This is a genomic window from Streptomyces sp. NPDC001351 (assembly GCF_042896045.1).
Classification (GTDB): domain Bacteria; phylum Actinomycetota; class Actinomycetes; order Streptomycetales; family Streptomycetaceae; genus Streptomyces.
In genome coordinates this window covers 358,474-373,673 of record NZ_JBIAWS010000009.1, presented here as the reverse complement: position 1 = coordinate 373,673, position 15,200 = coordinate 358,474, and the positions used below count along the sequence as shown (strand labels likewise).

Here is a 15,200-nt window from a genome sequence, read left to right as displayed (position 1 = left end):
CTCCGCCAGAGGAGCCCAGACGTGAAACGACGCAGAACCGTTCTGCTGACCCTGACGGCCCTGTTGGGGACGGCGCTGACCGGTGTGCCGGCCCCTCCGGCCGCCGCCGACCCGGTCGAACAGCTCAAGAACGGCACCTTCGACACCACCACCGACCCCTGGTGGACCACCACCAACGTCACTGCCGGCCTGTCCGAGGGGCAGCTCTGCGCGGACGTGCCGGGCGGCACCGCCAACCGCTGGGACGCCGCCGTCGGCCAGAACGACGTCACCCTGAAGAAGGGAGAGTCGTACAAGTTCAGCTTCAAAGCTACCGGTTCGCCCGAAGGGCATGTGGTGCGGGCGGTCGTGGGGCTCCAAGTGGCGCCGTACGACACCTACTTCGAGGTGAGCCCGCAACTGAGCGTCTCCGGCAACACCTACTCGTACACCTTCACCTCACCCGTCGACACCACCCAGGGCCAGGTCGCCTTCCAGGCCGGTGGCAGCGCTGACGCCTGGCGATTCTGCATGGACGACATATCGCTGCTCGGCGGTGTACCGCCCGAGGTGTACCAGCCGGACACCGGACCCCGGGTCCGCGTCAACCAGGTCGCCTATCTGCCCTCCGGCCCCAAGAACGCCACCCTCGTCACCGACGCCACCGCGAAACTGCCCTGGCAGCTCAAGGACGCCGACGGTGCGACGGTCGACCACGGCTGGACCGAGCCGCGCGGGGTCGACGTCTCCTCCGGGCAGAACGTCCACTCGATCGACTTCGGCGACTACCGCAGGCCGGGCAAGGGCTTCACGCTCGTCGCCGACGGGGAGACCAGCCGCCCGTTCGACATCGGCACCGGCGCCTACGAGCAACTGCGCCTCGACTCGGTGAAGTACTACTACACGCAGCGCAGCGGCATCGCGATCCGCGACGACCTGCGTCCCGGCTACGGCCGGGCCGCCGGGCACCTCAATGTGGCGCCGAACCAGGGCGATGACCACGTGCCCTGCCAGCCGGGCGTGTGCGACTACACGCTCGACGTCACCGGCGGCTGGTACGACGCAGGCGACCACGGCAAGTACGTCGTCAACGGCGGCATCGCCACCTGGGAGCTGCTGAGCACCTACGAACGCGAAAAGCTGGCCCGCACGGGGGAGCCGGGGAAGCTGGGGGACGGCACCCTCGCCATCCCGGAGAGCGCGAACAAGGTGCCCGACATCCTCGACGAGGCCCGCTGGGAGCTGGAGTTCCTGCTGAAGATGCAGGTGCCCGACGGGCAGCCGCTGGCCGGCATGGCCCATCACAAGATCCACGACGCGCAGTGGACCGGCCTGCCCCTGCTGCCGAGCGACGACCCGCAGAAGCGCGAACTGCACCCGCCGTCCACCCAGGCGACCCTCAACCTGGCGGCGACGGCCGCCCAGGCGGCCCGCCTCTACCGCCCCTACGACCGCGCCTTCGTGGCGAAGGCCCTCACGGCGGCCCGCAAGGCCTGGACGGCGGCGCTCGCCCACCCCACCATGTACGCCTCCGCGAGCGACGGCACCGGAGGCGGCACCTACGACGACACCAACGCGACGGACGAGTTCTACTGGGCGGCGGCGGAGCTGTACCTCACCACCGGCGAGAAGGAGTTCGCGGACTATGTGCGCAACTCCCCGGTGAACACGGCCGACATCTTCGGCCCGCTCGGCTTCGACTGGGGAAGGACGGCCGCTGCGGGCCGCCTGGACCTCGCGACCGTGCCCAGCAAACTGCCCGGCCGGGACAGGATCCGCCAGTCCGTCGTCAAGGGCGCCGAACGCTACCTGGCCACCCTGAAGTCACAGCCGTACGGCATGCCCTACGCACCCGACGACAACGTCTACGACTGGGGCTCCAGCCACCAGATCCTCAACAACGCGGTCGTCCTGGCGACGGCGTACGACATCTCGGGTGCCGCCAAGTACCGGGACGGCGCGGTCCAGAGCATGGACTACATCCTGGGCCGCAACGCGCTGAACATCTCGTACGTCACCGGCTACGGCGAGGTCAACTCCCACAATCAGCACAGCCGTTGGTACGCACACGAACTGGACCCGAAGCTCCCGAACCCGCCGCACGGAACCCTGGCGGGCGGGCCGAACTCGTCCATCCAGGATCCCTACGCACAGAGCAAGCTCCAGGGCTGTGTCGGTCAGTTCTGCTACATCGACGACATCCAGTCATGGTCGACCAACGAGACGGCCATCAACTGGAACGCGGCCCTGTCCCGGATGGCGTCGTTCGTGGCGGACCAGGGCTGAGACCCGTCAGGGCTGCGGCTCGCGCTCCACGAGCTCGGGCCGCGGCTCGTGTTCCACGAGTTCCCCCTGCCGCCGGTGGGCGGTGAGGGTGTGCAGCTCGGCCTGATCGAGCGGCTGGTGCACCTCGACGTACTCGCCGTGCGGCAGCCGCTTGATCACACCGGTCTCCCTGCCGTGCAACACCAGCTCCGCGTCCCGGAGTTGCAGGCCCAGACAGATGCGGCGGGTGACGACGAAGACGACCGCGGGCAGGACGAACACCGCCACGCGGACCGTCCAGGTGACCATGTTGATCGACAGATGCAGACGGGTGGCCACGATGTCGTTGCCGCCGCCCGCCAGAAGGATCAGATATTGGCTGATCCAGGCGGCGCCGATCGCGGTGCGGACGGGGCGGTTGCGCGGGCGGTCCAGGAGGTGGTGCTCGCGTTTGTCGCCGGTCACCCGCGCCTCCAGGAACGGGTAGATCCCGATGAAGACGAGGAGCAGCGGGAAGACCACGACCGGTATCAGCACGCCGAGGACGAGCGTGTGACCCCACAGGGTGATCTCCCAGCCCGGCATCACCCGGACCAGGCCCTCCGCGAAGCCCAGGTACCAGTCGGGCTGCGCGCCCGTGGAGACCTGGTCGGGCCGGAAGGGGCCGTACACCCAGACCGGATTGATCGTCGCCACGGCCGCGACCAGCGTCAGCGCGCCGAAGACCAGGAAGAAGAACCCGCCCGCCTTCGCCAGGTACACCGGCATGAACGGTGTTCCGACGACATTGCGTTCGGTGCGTCCCGGACCCGCGAACTGCGTGTGCTTGTGGTACACGACCAGGATGAGGTGCGCCACGACGAGCGCCGCCATGATGCCGGGGATGAGCAGGATGTGCAGCGAGTAGAAGCGGGCCACGATGTCATGGCCCGGGAACTCACCGCCGAACAGGAACATCGACAGATACGTCCCGACGACCGGCACCGACAGCAGCGCGCCGTTGACGAAGCGCAGGCCCGTGCCCGACAGCAGGTCGTCCGGCAGCGAGTAGCCGAACAGGCCCTCGAACAGGCCGAGGAACAGCAGCAGCCAGCCGAACAGCCAGTTGACCTCACGGGGCCTGCGGAACGAACCCGTGAAGAAGTGCCGCATCATGTGCGTCAGCATCCCGGCGACGAAGACCAGCGCCGCCCAGTGGTGCAGCTGCCGGATCAGCAGCCCGCCGCGCACGTCGAAGCTGATGTGCAGCGTGGAGGCGTACGCCTCCGACATCCGCACGCCGTTGAGCGGGACATAACTGCCGTGGTACGTCACCTCGTTCATCGACGGATGGAAGAACAGGGTGAGATACACGCCGGTCAGGACCAGCACGACGAAGCTGTACAGGCAGATCTCGCCGAGCAGGAACGACCAGTGGTCCGGGAACACCTTGCGCAGGAACTTCCTGCCCAGCGAGTGGATGCCGAGGCGTCCGTCGAGCCAGTCGGCGACGCGCTCGCCCCGGCCCGCTGTCTCCGTGGCGCTCACTCGCCCTCCTCGTCTTCGTCCCTGTGCACGTGGGTGAGCTTGTCGGGGTTGGTGACGATGTAGACGCCGTTGACGCGGTCGCCCTCGGACGTGAGGTCCATGACCATCACCGCGTACGGCGAGTCGCCCTGGTACAGCACCGCGGCGTCGTCGCCGTTGACCCGGCGGTAGCGCAGGTCGAGCTGCTGGGGGCCGCGCCGCGCCGCGTACGAGGTGATCAGGCGGACCGCCTTGTCCCGGCCGTGCACCGGGCGCAGCACCGCCGGCCTGTGGTTGCCGCCGCCGTCCGTCCACACCGTGACGTCCGGCGCCAGGATCTCCATCAGCTCGGCGATGTCCCCGCCGAGCGCCGCCCGCACGAACCGCTCGGTGGCCTCCTGCCGGACGCGTGGGTGCGCCCGGTAGCGCGGCCGTCGGGCGAGCACATGGTCCCGCGCGCGATGCGCCAGCTGACGTACGGCCGCCGGGCTGCGGTCGATGATCTCCGCGATCTCGGTGTGGGCGTAGCCGAACACCTCGCCCAGAACGAACACCGCGCGTTCCAGCGGGGTCAGTGCCTCCAGGACCACGAGCATCGCCAGGGACACCGACTCGCCCCGCAGCACCGGGTCGTCGGCGCTCGCGTCGTCGGCGACCAGCGGCTCGGGCAGCCACGGGCCGACATACGTCTCGCGGCGGCGGGTGATCACCGCCTGCCGCTGCAACGCCTGGTTGACGGCGATCCGGACCAGGTAGGCGCGCGGGTTGGTGATCCCGTCGGTACCCCGGCCCGACCACGCCAGCCAGGTCTCCTGCAGTACGTCCTCGGTGTCGGCGACGCTGCCCAGCATGTTGTAGACGAGGCTGAACAACAGCTCCCGATGGTTCATGAAGACATCGGTCGCCTCGTCGGTGACTGGACTTCCGGTGCTGTGCGTCATGTGTGGGCCTCCCCGTGCCGCGCTCACTACTTCGAGGGCCGGGAGGGGGCCGAATGTGACATGGAACGGGCGCGATGTGACCTACCTCTCACCAATTCCGCGCCGTGTCACACCAGCTCGCCGTCCGGCCCTCTTGAACGCGAGTCCGACACGAGACCGACTCGAGTCCGACCGCGAGGAGACCGACATCGTGTTCAAGAAATGGCACGGAAACCCGTGGGCGATCCTGATCACCCTCTCCCTCGGGTTCTTCATGACGCTGCTCGACCTGACGATCGTGAACATCGCGATCCCGCAGCTGGGCGAGGACCTGAACGCGTCCCTGGACGAGATCCTGTGGGTCGTCAACGCCTACACCCTGGCGCTGGCCGTCCTGCTGATCACCGGTGGACGCCTCGGCGACCTGCGCGGCAAACGCAACCTGTTCGCCGCCGGAGTCGCCCTGTTCACCCTGGCGAGCCTCGCCTGCGGCCTCGCCCGGGACCCCGCCCAGCTCATCGCGTTCCGGGCGGTACAGGGGCTGGGCGCGGCGCTGCTGATGCCGCAGACCCTCGCGATCATCGCCGAGGTGTTCCCGGCCGACCGGCGCGGAGTGGCGATGGGCATCTGGGGCACCGTGGCAGGTGCCTCCGGCGCGCTCGGCCCGATCCTCGGCGGGGCACTGATCACCCACCTCAGCTGGCGGTGGATCTTCTACGTCAACCTGCCGATCGGGGCGGTCGTGCTGCTGATGACCTTCGCGATCATCCCCGGCGCGCAGCGCACCGTCCGGCACCGCTTCGACACCCTCGGCGTCCTGCTCGCCTCGACCGCCCTGTTCTGCCTGGCCTTCGGGCTCACCGAGGGACAGCGCTACGACTGGAACCGCTGGATCTGGAGCCTGTTCACCCTGGCCGCCGCCCTGTTCGCGGGATTCCTGCTGCACGAGCGCGGCCAACAGGCGAACGAACCCCTCGTCCCGTTCGCGCTCTTCCGGGACCGCAACTTCACCCTGGTCAACCTCGTAGGCGTCACGGTGGCCTTCGGCGTCGTCGGCATGTTCCTGCCGTTGACGATCTACCTGCAGTCCGTCCTGGGCTTCAGCGCCCTCAAGTCCGGTCTGGTGCTGCTGCCCGTGGCACTCGGCTCGTTCGTGACCGCGGGGCCCGCCGGAGCCCTGTCCGACAAGGTCGGCGGCAAGTACATCCTGATGAGCGGGCTGCTCGCCTGGACCGGCGGGCTGACCTGGGTCGTGACCGTCGCCGACGTCGGCTCCGGATGGCTCGCCATCGCCCTGCCGCTCTTCCTCACCGGCCTCGGCGTCGGCTGCACCTTCGCGCCCTTCGCCACCGAGGTCATGCGGGGCGTCCCGGCCCGGCTGGCCGGAGCCGCCTCCGGCGTCACCAACGCGCTCAGGCAGGTCGGCTCGGTCCTCGCGGGCGCCGTCGTCGGCGCGGTGCTGCAGAACCAGCTCGCCTCCGCCCTCACCGACCGGGCCCGCGAGAGTGCCGGACGGCTGCCCGCCGCATACCGGGACTCCTTCGTCGCCGCCTTCTCCAAGGCCGAGTCCGACGTCGGCGCCCGGCAGCAGGGCGGCGCGCCGCACGGTGTGCCACAGGACGTCGCCGAGCGCATGCGCGCCCTCGGCGGACAGGTCTTCGGCCACGGCTTCGTCGACGCGATGGGCCCCGCCGTGTACGTGTCCGCCGCCGTACTGCTGGCCGGGGTGCTCGCCTGTCTCGCCGTACGACGCCACCGCGGCCCGTCCGCCAACCCCCATGCCCTGCCGATCAACGAGACCGAACTGGAGGAAGCCGCCCGATGAGTATCGACTTCACCGCCATGTACGCCTCCCACGACGCCTTCCGACGCGACCTGGAACGCCTCGCGCAGGCCGTCGCCGAGGGCCGCGCACACACCCCCGGCGTGCGTGCCGGATGGGAGAACTTCACGCTCCAGCTGCACATCCACCACACCGCCGAGGACAGCGACCTGTGGCCGCGTGTGCGGGAGCGCGTCGCGGGGCGCCCGAGGGAACTCGCCTTGCTGGACGACATGGAGGCGGAACACTCCCGCATCGACCCGCTGCTGGATGCCGTCGCCACCGCTCTGGACGACCAGGCGCCCGAACTGCCCGATCTGGTACGGGCGTTGACGGCAACCCTCGACGACCACCTCAAACACGAGGAGGACAGCGCGCTGCCGCTGATGCAGGACGTCCTGACGGCCGTGGACTGGGCCGCCTTCACCGGCCGCATCCGCGAGACCCAGGGCCTGCGCGGCGCCTCGGTGTTCGTACCGTGGATCGTGGACGGCACCCCGCCGACGGACCGCGCGCGTTTCCTCGGCGCCCTGCCGCCCCCGGTACGCGTTCTCAACCGGCTGTTCTGGGAGGGGAGTTACCGCCGCAGGGGGCTGTGGGCCGGAGCCTGAAAGAAGGGGTGCGAGGAGCGCTCACGCCTCGTGGAAGACGATGCCCAGCGCCCGCCGGCGGCCGGAGCGGACGGCGCTCACACCGTGCCGCATCGCTCCGGCCGACCAGCCGCGCTTGGTGCGCACCGGCCGGTCCCGGGTGGTGAAGACCAGCCCATGGCCCTGCCGGAGCGCGGTCGCGGTGCCCCGGGACTGGGCCCGTGGCCGCTGCTCGACCATCAGGAACTCGCCGCCGGTGTAGTCGCTGCCGTGCTCGTCGAGGCCGACGACCACCTGAAGCGGGAAGAGCATGTCGCCGAACACGTCACGGTGCAGGGCGTTCCAGTCGCCCTCGGTGTAGCGCAGCAGGATCTGCGCCGAGCGGTCCTGTCCGGCCGTGTGACAGGCCTCCAGCCACTCCTCGAGGGAGTCCGGCCACGGTGCCGGGCGGCCCAGCCGGGCCGCCCAGTCCCGCGCGATCGGCAGCAGCCGCGGGTAGAGGGCGGCCCGCAGGGCGGCCACCGGGGCCGGCAGGTCATGGGTGAAGTACCGGTACTCGCCGGAACCGAAGCGGTGCCGTGCCATGTCGACCGTGGTCCGGAACAGCTCCGGCTTCTCGTACAGCGCCGCCAGGTCGCGGCACTCGGCGGGCGTCAGCAGCGGCCCCGTCGGCGCGCTGCCGTGGAGGTCCAACTCGGCGGTGAGGGCCGCCCATTCGGTGCCGTCGACCCGCCTGCGGGCCTGGGCCTCGGTGAGCGTCACGTCGTCTCCTCCCGTCATCCCAGCATCGGCTGCAGCGCACCCTCATGGGTGAGCAGCCGCACCTTGCGCTCGACGCCGCCCGCGTACCCGCGCATCGAACCGTCGGTGCCGATCACGCGGTGGCAGGGGCGGACGATCAGGAGCGGGTTCGCGCCGATCGCGGCACCCACGGCGCGGATCTCGGAGCGCGGCACGTCGAGTCGGGCCGCGAGCTCCCCGTACGTCGTCGTGGTGCCGTACGGGATCGCGTCGAGCGCCCGCCACACCAGCTGCTGGAACTCCGTCCCCTCGGGGGCGAGGCTCAGCTCGAAGCGGGGGAGCCGGCCGGTGAAGTAGGCGGAGAGCTGTCGGACGGCCTCCCCGAACGCCTCGTCGTCGCGCCGCCAGTCGGCACGGACGACGGGCGCGCTGCGCTGCCCCGGCAGGGACAGCGAGGCGAGGGCCCCGCCCTCGCCCACCAGCAGCAGCTCACCCACCGGACTGTCGATCTTCGTGTACGTCGTCATGGCTCAAGTCTGCTGCGCCGCGCCGCCCGGAACCGGCGGGAAACGGACCTGGTCCTCAGTCGGGACCGGCGCCTGGAGGTACCGTTTGAAAGGTGCTGTGACCAGCGACTATTTACGCGTGAGTACCCCGGCGGTACCGTGAAGGCATGCCAGCCCTGAATGTCGAGTTCAGCGACCGCGAACTAGAGGACCTGCGGCAGATCGCCAAGGAGCGCGGTACGTCGATGAAGGCCCTCGTGCGCGAGGCGGCCGCAGCGGACATAGCCCGGCACCGAGCGCTGCAGGAGGGCGCGGAGGCGTTCCGCCGCTTCTTCGCCTCCCACGCCGACGAGTTCGCCGCCGCCTTCCCCGACGACGAACCCGCCCACGCCGGTGAGGGGCGGGTCGCCTGACCGATGGCACCCGTCATCCATATCGATGTGCCCTGGCTGCTCCAGCGCCACGAAGAGGTCCTGCCGGACCAGCCCACCATCAACGACTTCTCGGCGCTGGTCGCCGCCGTCGCCCGCCACCGCGTGGACCCGCCGCGCCTCGGCGTGGACTCCGACCCCGCCTGGCGGGCCGCCGCCCTGCTGCACACCCTCGCCCTGCTCAAGCCCCTGCCCTCGGCCAATGCCCGCTTCGCCTGCGCGACAGCCGTGGCGTACATGTTCGTCAGCGATGTCGGCATCGACCCGCCCTATGGAGCCTTGGTCGACCTGGCCCGCGATCTGATCTCCGGCAAGGCCGACGTCTACGGCGCGGCCGACCGGCTGCGCTCCTGGCAGATCTGAGGGCCGCCGACCGCAGCCGCGACGACCCGCCCCCGGGGCCGCCGACCGAGGGCGGGAGGAACAAGGCCGGCGGCCCGTGCGGCGCAGGAGAGCCGCCGTCCTGCGCAGGGCCTCCGAGAAGGGCCGCTACCCAGTGCACTACGGGGTGGTGCACGCCGGGAGCGTGCGCGGTGCCCCGGCGCGTGCGCCTGTTTCACACGGGGCGCATGGAATGACGAAAGCTCATGCAGGCGAGGCGAGTTGTCGCCGTTTCTGACCAACCTTCAAAGAGGCAGATGTTGCCCAAGTGCCTTGTTGGTCATGAGTGTGTTGTGCAAGGGTGAACTACCCGTGCGGGGGGTGTAATGGCCGGGTGTCCATCGGCCAATCGGAAAACCGGGCCGGACGGACCTACCTGAATTCACGCCCTCCTGTGTGTCCCATGCGCGTGGGAAGGAATCCGCTCAGTGCCCACCCCCCACCCACCTCGTCCCCCTTACCCGCCGCCCGGCGGCGTTCCCGGAGAATCCGACGAGAACCTCGCCACCCGGCTCAGGGGCCGTCCCGACGGCGAGGTCGCCCAATCCGTCGCGCTGCTGATGGCGCGGCACTGGCAGCCCGCCCGTGACTATGCGGACGTCTGCCTGGCCTCCCCGTCCGACCTCGCCTCCATGGTGACGGCGTCCGCCTTCCACCAGGTCCTCGACCGGCTGGCGCTGGGCGAGCCCGCGCTCGCGCTGCGCCCCCGGATTCTGGTGGCCGTACGCGAGACGGTCCGCCTGTGGTCCGCCGAGGACCGGATATCCAGCGTTCTGCCGGAGCTGCAGAAACCCTCCGGCGGGCGCGGTATACGTACGGCGAAGTCCATGACGCCCGAAAACCGCAGGCTCGCCGAGCGGTCTTTCCAGGCCCTTCCCGGACTCTCCCGCTGCCTGCTCTGGCACACCGAGGTCGAAGCGGAGTCCATAACCGTTCCCGCCGCACTGCTCGGCATGGATACCGACACCGCGTCGGCGGCACTCGAACAGGCACGTGAAAAATTCCGCGAAGGTTGTGTACATGCCCATCGGGAACTCGCGCCGAGCAAGGATTGCCGGTTCTACAACCGTCTCCTCGATGTTCCGATTCGCCGGGGCGGCGCGCTGCTGCCGGACGTCCAGCAGCATCTGGCGGAGTGCCGTTACTGCCGTTCCGCCGCCGAACAACTGAGCCATTTCGAGGGCGGGTTGGGGGTGCTCATCGCCGAGGCGGTGCTCGGCTGGGGCGCGCGCCGCTACCTCGACTCCCGTCCCGGCCGTGCGCCACAGGCAACGCGCGCGAGCGGCTCCGCGCGGCACGGCGGCGGGCGTCCGCGCATTCTGCCCCGTATCCCGCTGCCCGGACGCCGGCCGCCGGGCGTGCCGCGGAACACGCGGGCGCTGCTGACCGGGGTCGGCGTCGTCTCCGCCGGGCTGCTCGCCAGTCTGTTCGCGGCCGGCCTGTGGTCGCACGGCGACGGCGTCGACCCGGCCGCCTCCACCAGTGCGAGCGGCGGCACTGCGCCGGGCATCGGCTCCCAGTCCTCGCCCGGAGCCGCCCAACTCCCCACGGTTCCGGGGCAGTCGAGACTGCGCAACGCCGGCGCCGACCTCTGCCTCGACATCACCGGCACGGTGAAGGCCGGCGCCGGGACCGAACTGGCGGCGTGCTCGGACGCCGACACCCAGCAGTGGTCGTTCGACAAGGACGGTCTGCTGCGCAGCGCGGCCGACCCCGGCCTGTGCCTGGACTCGCACGTGGACGCCGGCGTGGCCGTCCTCGGCAAGTGCGCCGCCCAGAAGGACAAACGGGGCGCGGACGTGCGCTACGACCTCACCGTGCAGGGCGAGTTGCTGCCGCGCTGGGACGAGCGGCTCGCCCTCGCCGCCACCGCCGAGAGGCCGGGCGCGGACATCGTCGCCAAGGCCCGCGACGGCTCCCCGGCGCAACGCTGGCTGGCGGATCCGGCGGCGACGGCGACGGTGACCCCGGGCTCGCTGTCGATCACGGGGACGGGGTCGCCTGCGGCTCGGCCTGCGGAGCTCTCCGGGAAGAGCGTCTAAACGATGTCCCGCGGTTGCCCTCCCGCCAAGAAATCGGCGACGTTCTGCACGGCGGCCAAGGCGATGCGGATCAGGGTTTCGCGGGTCACCCCGCCGACGTGCGGTGAGAGCACCACGTTCGGGGCCTTGAGCAGGCGCAGGGCCGGGGTGGGTGGTTCGGGGTCGAAGACGTCGATGCCTGCACCGGCCAGGGCGCCCTTCTCCAGGGCGTCTGCGAGGGCGTCCTGGTCGATGAGGGCGCCCCGCGCCGTGTTGATCACGAACGCCGTCGGCTTGAGGAGGGCGAGCCGGTCGGCGTCGAGCAGCTGCCGGGTCTCGTCGGTGAGCGGTGCGTGCAGGGAGACGTAGTCGGCCATGCGCAGCAGCTCGTCGAGCGGGACATGGCGGGCTCCGCCGAGCCGGGCCTCCGTCTCCTCGGGCAGCCTGCGGCGACCGGCGTAGACGATGCTCATGTCGAACGCGAGCGCGCGGCGGGCGACTTCCTGCCCGATGCCACCGAGTCCGACGATGCCGAGTGTCTTGCCGCACAGTTCGGTGAGGGAGCGCTGCAGCCGCGGCAGCGCCCAGTCCGCCTCGACGAGCGCGGTGTGCGCGGGGATCAGCTGCTTGGCCAGCGCCAGCATGAGGGCGAAGGTCTGCTCGGCCACGTTCTGCGACTCGGCGCCGCTGGAGCCGATGTTGCACACGAGTACGTCCCGGGCGCGGGCGGCGTCCACGTCGACGTAGTCGAAGCCGTGGCTCGCGCACTGCACCAGCTTCACGTCCGGTGCGGCGGCGAGGTGTCCGGCGGTGACGGGGGACAGCGCCGTGATGATCACGTGTGCTGCGCGGAGGGCGGCCGGGTCCTCGTCGGTCGCCTCGACGACGGTGACGTTCGCCCCGCCGGGAAAGAGCGTGGCGAGTCCGGCGCCGGCGGTGCGGCCCCCGACGTGCGGGGAAATGACGGCGAGGATGTTCTTCGCGGGTGTCATGCGGATTCCTCGGTGAGGTCGGCGGGGCCGATCGTGGCGGGCGTGGCGTGGCCGGACAGGGCGAGCGTGAGGTCGAACTCGGCGAGCAGACAGCGGATCACATGCTCCACGCCCGGCTGTCCGTCGAGACCGAGCCCGTACACGTACGGCCGTCCCAGGAGCACCGCCCGCGCGCCGAGCGCCAGTGCCTTGAAGACGTCGTCGCCGGTGCGCACACCGCTGTCGAACAGGACCGTCAGCCGGTCGCCGACCGCCTCGGCCACCCGGGGCAGCGCGTCGGCGGCCGCGACGGAGCCGGCCACCTGGCGGCCGCCGTGGTTGGAGACGACCACGCCGTCCATCCCCGCGTCGGCGGCCAGCCGGGCGTCGTCCGGGTGCAGGATGCCCTTGAGGACGATCGGGCCGTCCCAGTTCTCGCGCAGGAACGCCAGGTCCGGCCAGGTCTTGCCGGGGTCCGCGAACATGCCCACGAAGTGCAGCACGGCCGCGTTCGGGTCCTCGTGCACCGGCTTGGCGAGACCCGCCTGGAAGGCCGGGTCGGAGAAGTAGTTCGCGGTGCCGACACCGTTCAGGAAGGGCAGATAGGCCTGGTCGAGGTCGCGGGGCCGCCAGGCCAGCAGCGGAGTGTCGAGGGTGACGAGCAGCGCCGTGAACCCGGCCGCCTTGGCCCGGTTCAGGAAAGACCGCGTCACCTCACGGTCCTTGGCCCAGTACAGCTGGAACCAGCGCTCCGCGTCGCCCATGGCCTCCGCGACCTGCTCCATCGGCGTGCTGGACGCCGAGGACAGGATGTACGGCACGCCCTGCGCGGCGGCGGCCCGGGCGGCTGCGCACTCGGCCTCCGGGTGCATGATCGACAGCACGCCGACCGGCGCCAGGGCCAGCGGGGCGGGCAGCGAGCGGCCCAGCACCTCGACGGACAGATCCCGCTCGTGCACGTCCCGCAGCATCCGCGGCACGATCCGGCGCCGCCCGAGCGCCGCCCGGTTCGCGCGCGCCGTGCTGCCGTCGCCCGCGCTGCCCGCGACATAACCGACGGGCCCGGGGCCGAGCCGCTGCTCGGTCAGCTCCTCCAGCCGGGTCAGATCGGTGGGCAGCCTCGGCACGGCGCCCGACATCCCGCCCAGATAGATCTCGTACTGGAAGTCCGCCCAGTGCTTGGCCATGGGTACGTCCCGCCCCTCGTCGCTGAGTACGCGTTGCACCCCGACGATACTGGCGAGTAAGCGCAGGTGCGTCCACCGGGGTGGACCCGTGGATCAAGGCCGTGGGCCGAAACCGGACTCCGGCAGGATCAAGGCCGGATCGGGCGGCCGAGCGGTGCCGCCTCCTCAATTCCCGCTCCCGGCCCCGTGATCGGCGGCACCGCGACCTCGACCGTCCGGGCCAGCCGCGCCCCCTCCGGCCCGTACACCGCGCGCGGCTCGGGGAAGATCCGCAACAGCGCCAGATACAGCACGGCGGCCACCACCAGCGACAGCGGCAGGCTGATGTCGATGCCGTTCGCGAGGTCGCCCAGCGGGCCCACGAACTGGCCCGGGATGTTCGTGAACAGCACGCCGATGAGCGCGGACACCCACCACGCGGTCATGCCCCGCCAGTTCCAGCCGTGCGCGAACCAGTAACGGCCGCCGCGCCGACGGCGGTTGAAGACCTGGAGGGCCTCCGGGTCGTACCAGCCGCGGCGGGTGAAGAAGCCCAGCATCATGACGACCATCCATGGCGTGGTGCAGGTGATGATCATCGTGGCGAAGGTGGAGATGGACTGGACGAGATCGAGCCCGAAGCGGCCGATGAAGATGAACGCGATGGACAGGACGCCGACCAGCACGGTCGCCTGCACCCGCGACAGCCGCGGGAACACGGAGGAGAAGTCGAGCCCGGTGCCGTAGAGCGAGGTCGTCCCCGTCGACATGCCGCCGATCAAGGCGAGCAGACACACCGGCAGGAAGTACCAGGCCGGCGAGATGGCGAGCAGCCCGCCCACGAAGTCGGGGGCGGCCGGGTCGACATACTTCGGGGCCTTGGCGGCGATGATGCTCGCGGTCGCCAGACCGAAGACGAACGGCAGCAGCGTCGCGATCTGCGACAGGAACGCGGCACCGATCACCCGGCGGCGCGGGGTGCTCGCCGGGATGTAGCGCGACCAGTCGCCGAGAAACGCCCCGAACGAGACCGGGTTGGACAGCACGATCAGGGCCGCGCCGATGAACGACGGCCAGAACAGTGACCTGGTCGCCGCGTCCGCCGCGTCGGTGAACACACCGGCGTACGACGGGTCGAAGTCGCCGGCGAAGGCGATCGCGCCGAGCAGGAACAGCACGGTGGCCGAGGCCACCGCGACCTTGTTGACGAACAGCATGAACCGGAAGCCGTACACGCACACCGCGAGGACCAGGCCGGCGAACAGTGCGTACGCGACGACGTACGAGAGGTTGCCGCGCGGCAGGCCGAAGAGCCGGTGCGCACCGCCGACCAGGGCGTCCCCGGAGCTCCACACCGAGATCGAGAAGAACGCGACCGCGGTCAGCAGCGACAGGAACGAGCCGACCACGCGGCCGTGCACGCCCAGGTGCGCGGAGGACGAGACCGCGTTGTTGGTGCCGTTGACCGGGCCGAACACCGCCATCGGGCACAGGATCAGCGCGCCCGCGAGGACGCCGAGGAGGGTGGCGGCGAGGCCCTGCCAGAAGGAGAGGCCGAAAAGGATCGGGAAGGCGCCCAGAACACAGGTGGAGAAGGTGTTGGCGCCGCCGAAGGCGAGCCGGAACAGGTCGAGTGGGGTCGCGGTGCGGTCCGCGTCGGGGATGCGCTCGACGCCATGGGCCTCGACCTCGGTGAGGGACGGCGGCGCGGGGGAGTCGGACGACTGCGAGGGCAAGGTGGCTCCAGCGGGGGCGGGGCGGTGGAGCGCGTCGTGGCGCGGCGGGGTGGGCGGCCGGTCGTCGTCGCGGGGTGTGCGGCGGGCAGGGCGGCCGTCCTCTCGGCGGTCTGCCGACCGTAAGGCGGCGTGCAGGACCCGCACCAGAGGACGGTTCATCCATCC

The 15,200-nt window shown here is 70.8% G+C and carries 13 protein-coding genes; 6 read left to right on the top strand and 7 right to left on the bottom strand.

The window, feature by feature from the left end; translation table 11 throughout:
* Nucleotides 1-21 precede the first annotated feature (21 nt).
* A complete protein-coding gene (locus tag ACFY1U_RS32285) occupies nucleotides 22-2,265 on the top strand; it encodes a glycoside hydrolase family 9 protein (protein WP_390697669.1) in 2,244 nt (747 codons plus the stop codon).
* Between the two features lie 6 nt (nucleotides 2,266-2,271).
* Here ACFY1U_RS32285 and ACFY1U_RS32280 read toward each other — a convergent pair whose 3' ends face one another.
* Together ACFY1U_RS32280 and sigJ are read right to left on the bottom strand one after the other, a co-directional pair.
* Nucleotides 2,272-3,771, bottom strand: coding sequence for a cytochrome bc complex cytochrome b subunit (locus tag ACFY1U_RS32280; RefSeq protein WP_390697668.1), 1,500 nt, complete (start codon nucleotides 3,769-3,771; stop codon nucleotides 2,272-2,274).
* Complete coding sequence (gene sigJ, locus ACFY1U_RS32275) at nucleotides 3,768-4,691, bottom strand: RNA polymerase sigma factor SigJ (RefSeq protein WP_390697666.1); 924 nt, start codon at nucleotides 4,689-4,691, stop codon at nucleotides 3,768-3,770. The genes ACFY1U_RS32280 and sigJ overlap by 4 nt, the downstream gene beginning before the upstream one ends.
* 190 nt (nucleotides 4,692-4,881) lie before the next feature.
* On the opposite strand from sigJ, the gene ACFY1U_RS32270 reads away from it, so the two are divergent.
* Together ACFY1U_RS32270 and ACFY1U_RS32265 are read left to right on the top strand one after the other, a co-directional pair.
* Nucleotides 4,882-6,495 carry a DHA2 family efflux MFS transporter permease subunit gene (locus ACFY1U_RS32270; protein WP_390697665.1) on the top strand — a complete coding sequence of 538 codons (1,614 nt, stop codon included), beginning with the start codon at nucleotides 4,882-4,884 and terminating at the stop codon, nucleotides 6,493-6,495.
* Nucleotides 6,492-7,103: a hemerythrin domain-containing protein gene (locus ACFY1U_RS32265; protein WP_390697664.1), complete on the top strand. Its 612-nt coding sequence runs from the start codon at nucleotides 6,492-6,494 to the stop codon at nucleotides 7,101-7,103. Before ACFY1U_RS32270 ends, ACFY1U_RS32265 begins: the two co-directional genes overlap by 4 nt.
* A 21-nt stretch (nucleotides 7,104-7,124) precedes the next feature.
* Here ACFY1U_RS32265 and ACFY1U_RS32260 read toward each other — a convergent pair whose 3' ends face one another.
* Nucleotides 7,125-7,844, bottom strand: a complete 720-nt coding sequence (locus ACFY1U_RS32260) for a 2OG-Fe(II) oxygenase (RefSeq protein WP_390697663.1) — start codon at nucleotides 7,842-7,844, stop codon at nucleotides 7,125-7,127.
* Nucleotides 7,845-7,858: 14 nt separating this feature from the next.
* The gene (locus ACFY1U_RS32255) at nucleotides 7,859-8,350 is read right to left on the bottom strand and encodes a methylated-DNA--[protein]-cysteine S-methyltransferase (protein ID WP_390697662.1); all 492 of its coding nucleotides are present in this window, start codon (nucleotides 8,348-8,350) and stop codon (nucleotides 7,859-7,861) included.
* Between the two features lie 146 nt (nucleotides 8,351-8,496).
* Between ACFY1U_RS32255 and ACFY1U_RS32250 the strand changes: the two genes are divergently transcribed.
* From ACFY1U_RS32250 to ACFY1U_RS32240, 3 genes are all read left to right on the top strand, one after another.
* Nucleotides 8,497-8,742 carry a hypothetical protein gene (locus tag ACFY1U_RS32250; RefSeq protein WP_030937710.1) on the top strand — a complete coding sequence of 82 codons (246 nt, stop codon included), beginning with the start codon at nucleotides 8,497-8,499 and terminating at the stop codon, nucleotides 8,740-8,742.
* A gap of 3 nt (nucleotides 8,743-8,745) precedes the next feature.
* Nucleotides 8,746-9,123 (top strand): toxin Doc, encoded by a 378-nt coding sequence (locus tag ACFY1U_RS32245; RefSeq protein ID WP_365838911.1) that lies wholly within the window; start codon nucleotides 8,746-8,748, stop codon nucleotides 9,121-9,123.
* 446 nt (nucleotides 9,124-9,569) lie between these two features.
* Entirely contained in the window at nucleotides 9,570-11,183 is a 1,614-nt protein-coding gene (locus ACFY1U_RS32240; protein ID WP_390697661.1) for an RICIN domain-containing protein, read from the top strand.
* Here the strand turns inward: ACFY1U_RS32240 and ACFY1U_RS32235 are convergent.
* The 3 genes from ACFY1U_RS32235 to ACFY1U_RS32225 all read right to left on the bottom strand — a co-directional run bounded on the left by ACFY1U_RS32235 (nucleotide 11,180) and on the right by ACFY1U_RS32225 (nucleotide 15,194).
* Nucleotides 11,180-12,154, bottom strand: a complete 975-nt coding sequence (locus ACFY1U_RS32235; RefSeq protein WP_390697660.1) for a 2-hydroxyacid dehydrogenase — start codon at nucleotides 12,152-12,154, stop codon at nucleotides 11,180-11,182. The genes ACFY1U_RS32240 and ACFY1U_RS32235 overlap by 4 nt on opposite strands.
* Complete coding sequence (locus ACFY1U_RS32230) at nucleotides 12,151-13,320, bottom strand: lactate 2-monooxygenase (RefSeq protein WP_390697774.1); 1,170 nt, start codon at nucleotides 13,318-13,320, stop codon at nucleotides 12,151-12,153. The genes ACFY1U_RS32235 and ACFY1U_RS32230 overlap by 4 nt, the downstream gene beginning before the upstream one ends.
* 128 nt (nucleotides 13,321-13,448) lie before the next feature.
* A complete protein-coding gene (locus ACFY1U_RS32225; protein ID WP_390697659.1) occupies nucleotides 13,449-15,194 on the bottom strand; it encodes a purine-cytosine permease family protein in 1,746 nt (581 codons plus the stop codon).
* Nucleotides 15,195-15,200: the final 6 nt, after the last annotated feature.

Bases quoted from the DNA above. Each gene is read 5' to 3' on its own strand.
- ACFY1U_RS32265 (WP_390697664.1), top strand. From the start codon at position 6,492: ATGAGTATCGACTTCACCGCCATGTACGCCTCCCACGACGCCTTCCGA.
- ACFY1U_RS32255 (WP_390697662.1), bottom strand. From the start codon at position 8,350: ATGACGACGTACACGAAGATCGACAGTCCGGTGGGTGAGCTGCTGCTG.
- ACFY1U_RS32235 (WP_390697660.1), bottom strand. From the start codon at position 12,154: ATGACACCCGCGAAGAACATCCTCGCCGTCATTTCCCCGCACGTCGGG.
- ACFY1U_RS32250 (WP_030937710.1), top strand. From the start codon at position 8,497: ATGCCAGCCCTGAATGTCGAGTTCAGCGACCGCGAACTAGAGGACCTG.
- ACFY1U_RS32230 (WP_390697774.1), bottom strand. From the start codon at position 13,320: ATGGCCAAGCACTGGGCGGACTTCCAGTACGAGATCTATCTGGGCGGG.
- ACFY1U_RS32225 (WP_390697659.1), bottom strand. From the start codon at position 15,194: ATGAACCGTCCTCTGGTGCGGGTCCTGCACGCCGCCTTACGGTCGGCA.
- sigJ (WP_390697666.1), bottom strand. From the start codon at position 4,691: ATGACGCACAGCACCGGAAGTCCAGTCACCGACGAGGCGACCGATGTC.
- ACFY1U_RS32245 (WP_365838911.1), top strand. From the start codon at position 8,746: ATGGCACCCGTCATCCATATCGATGTGCCCTGGCTGCTCCAGCGCCAC.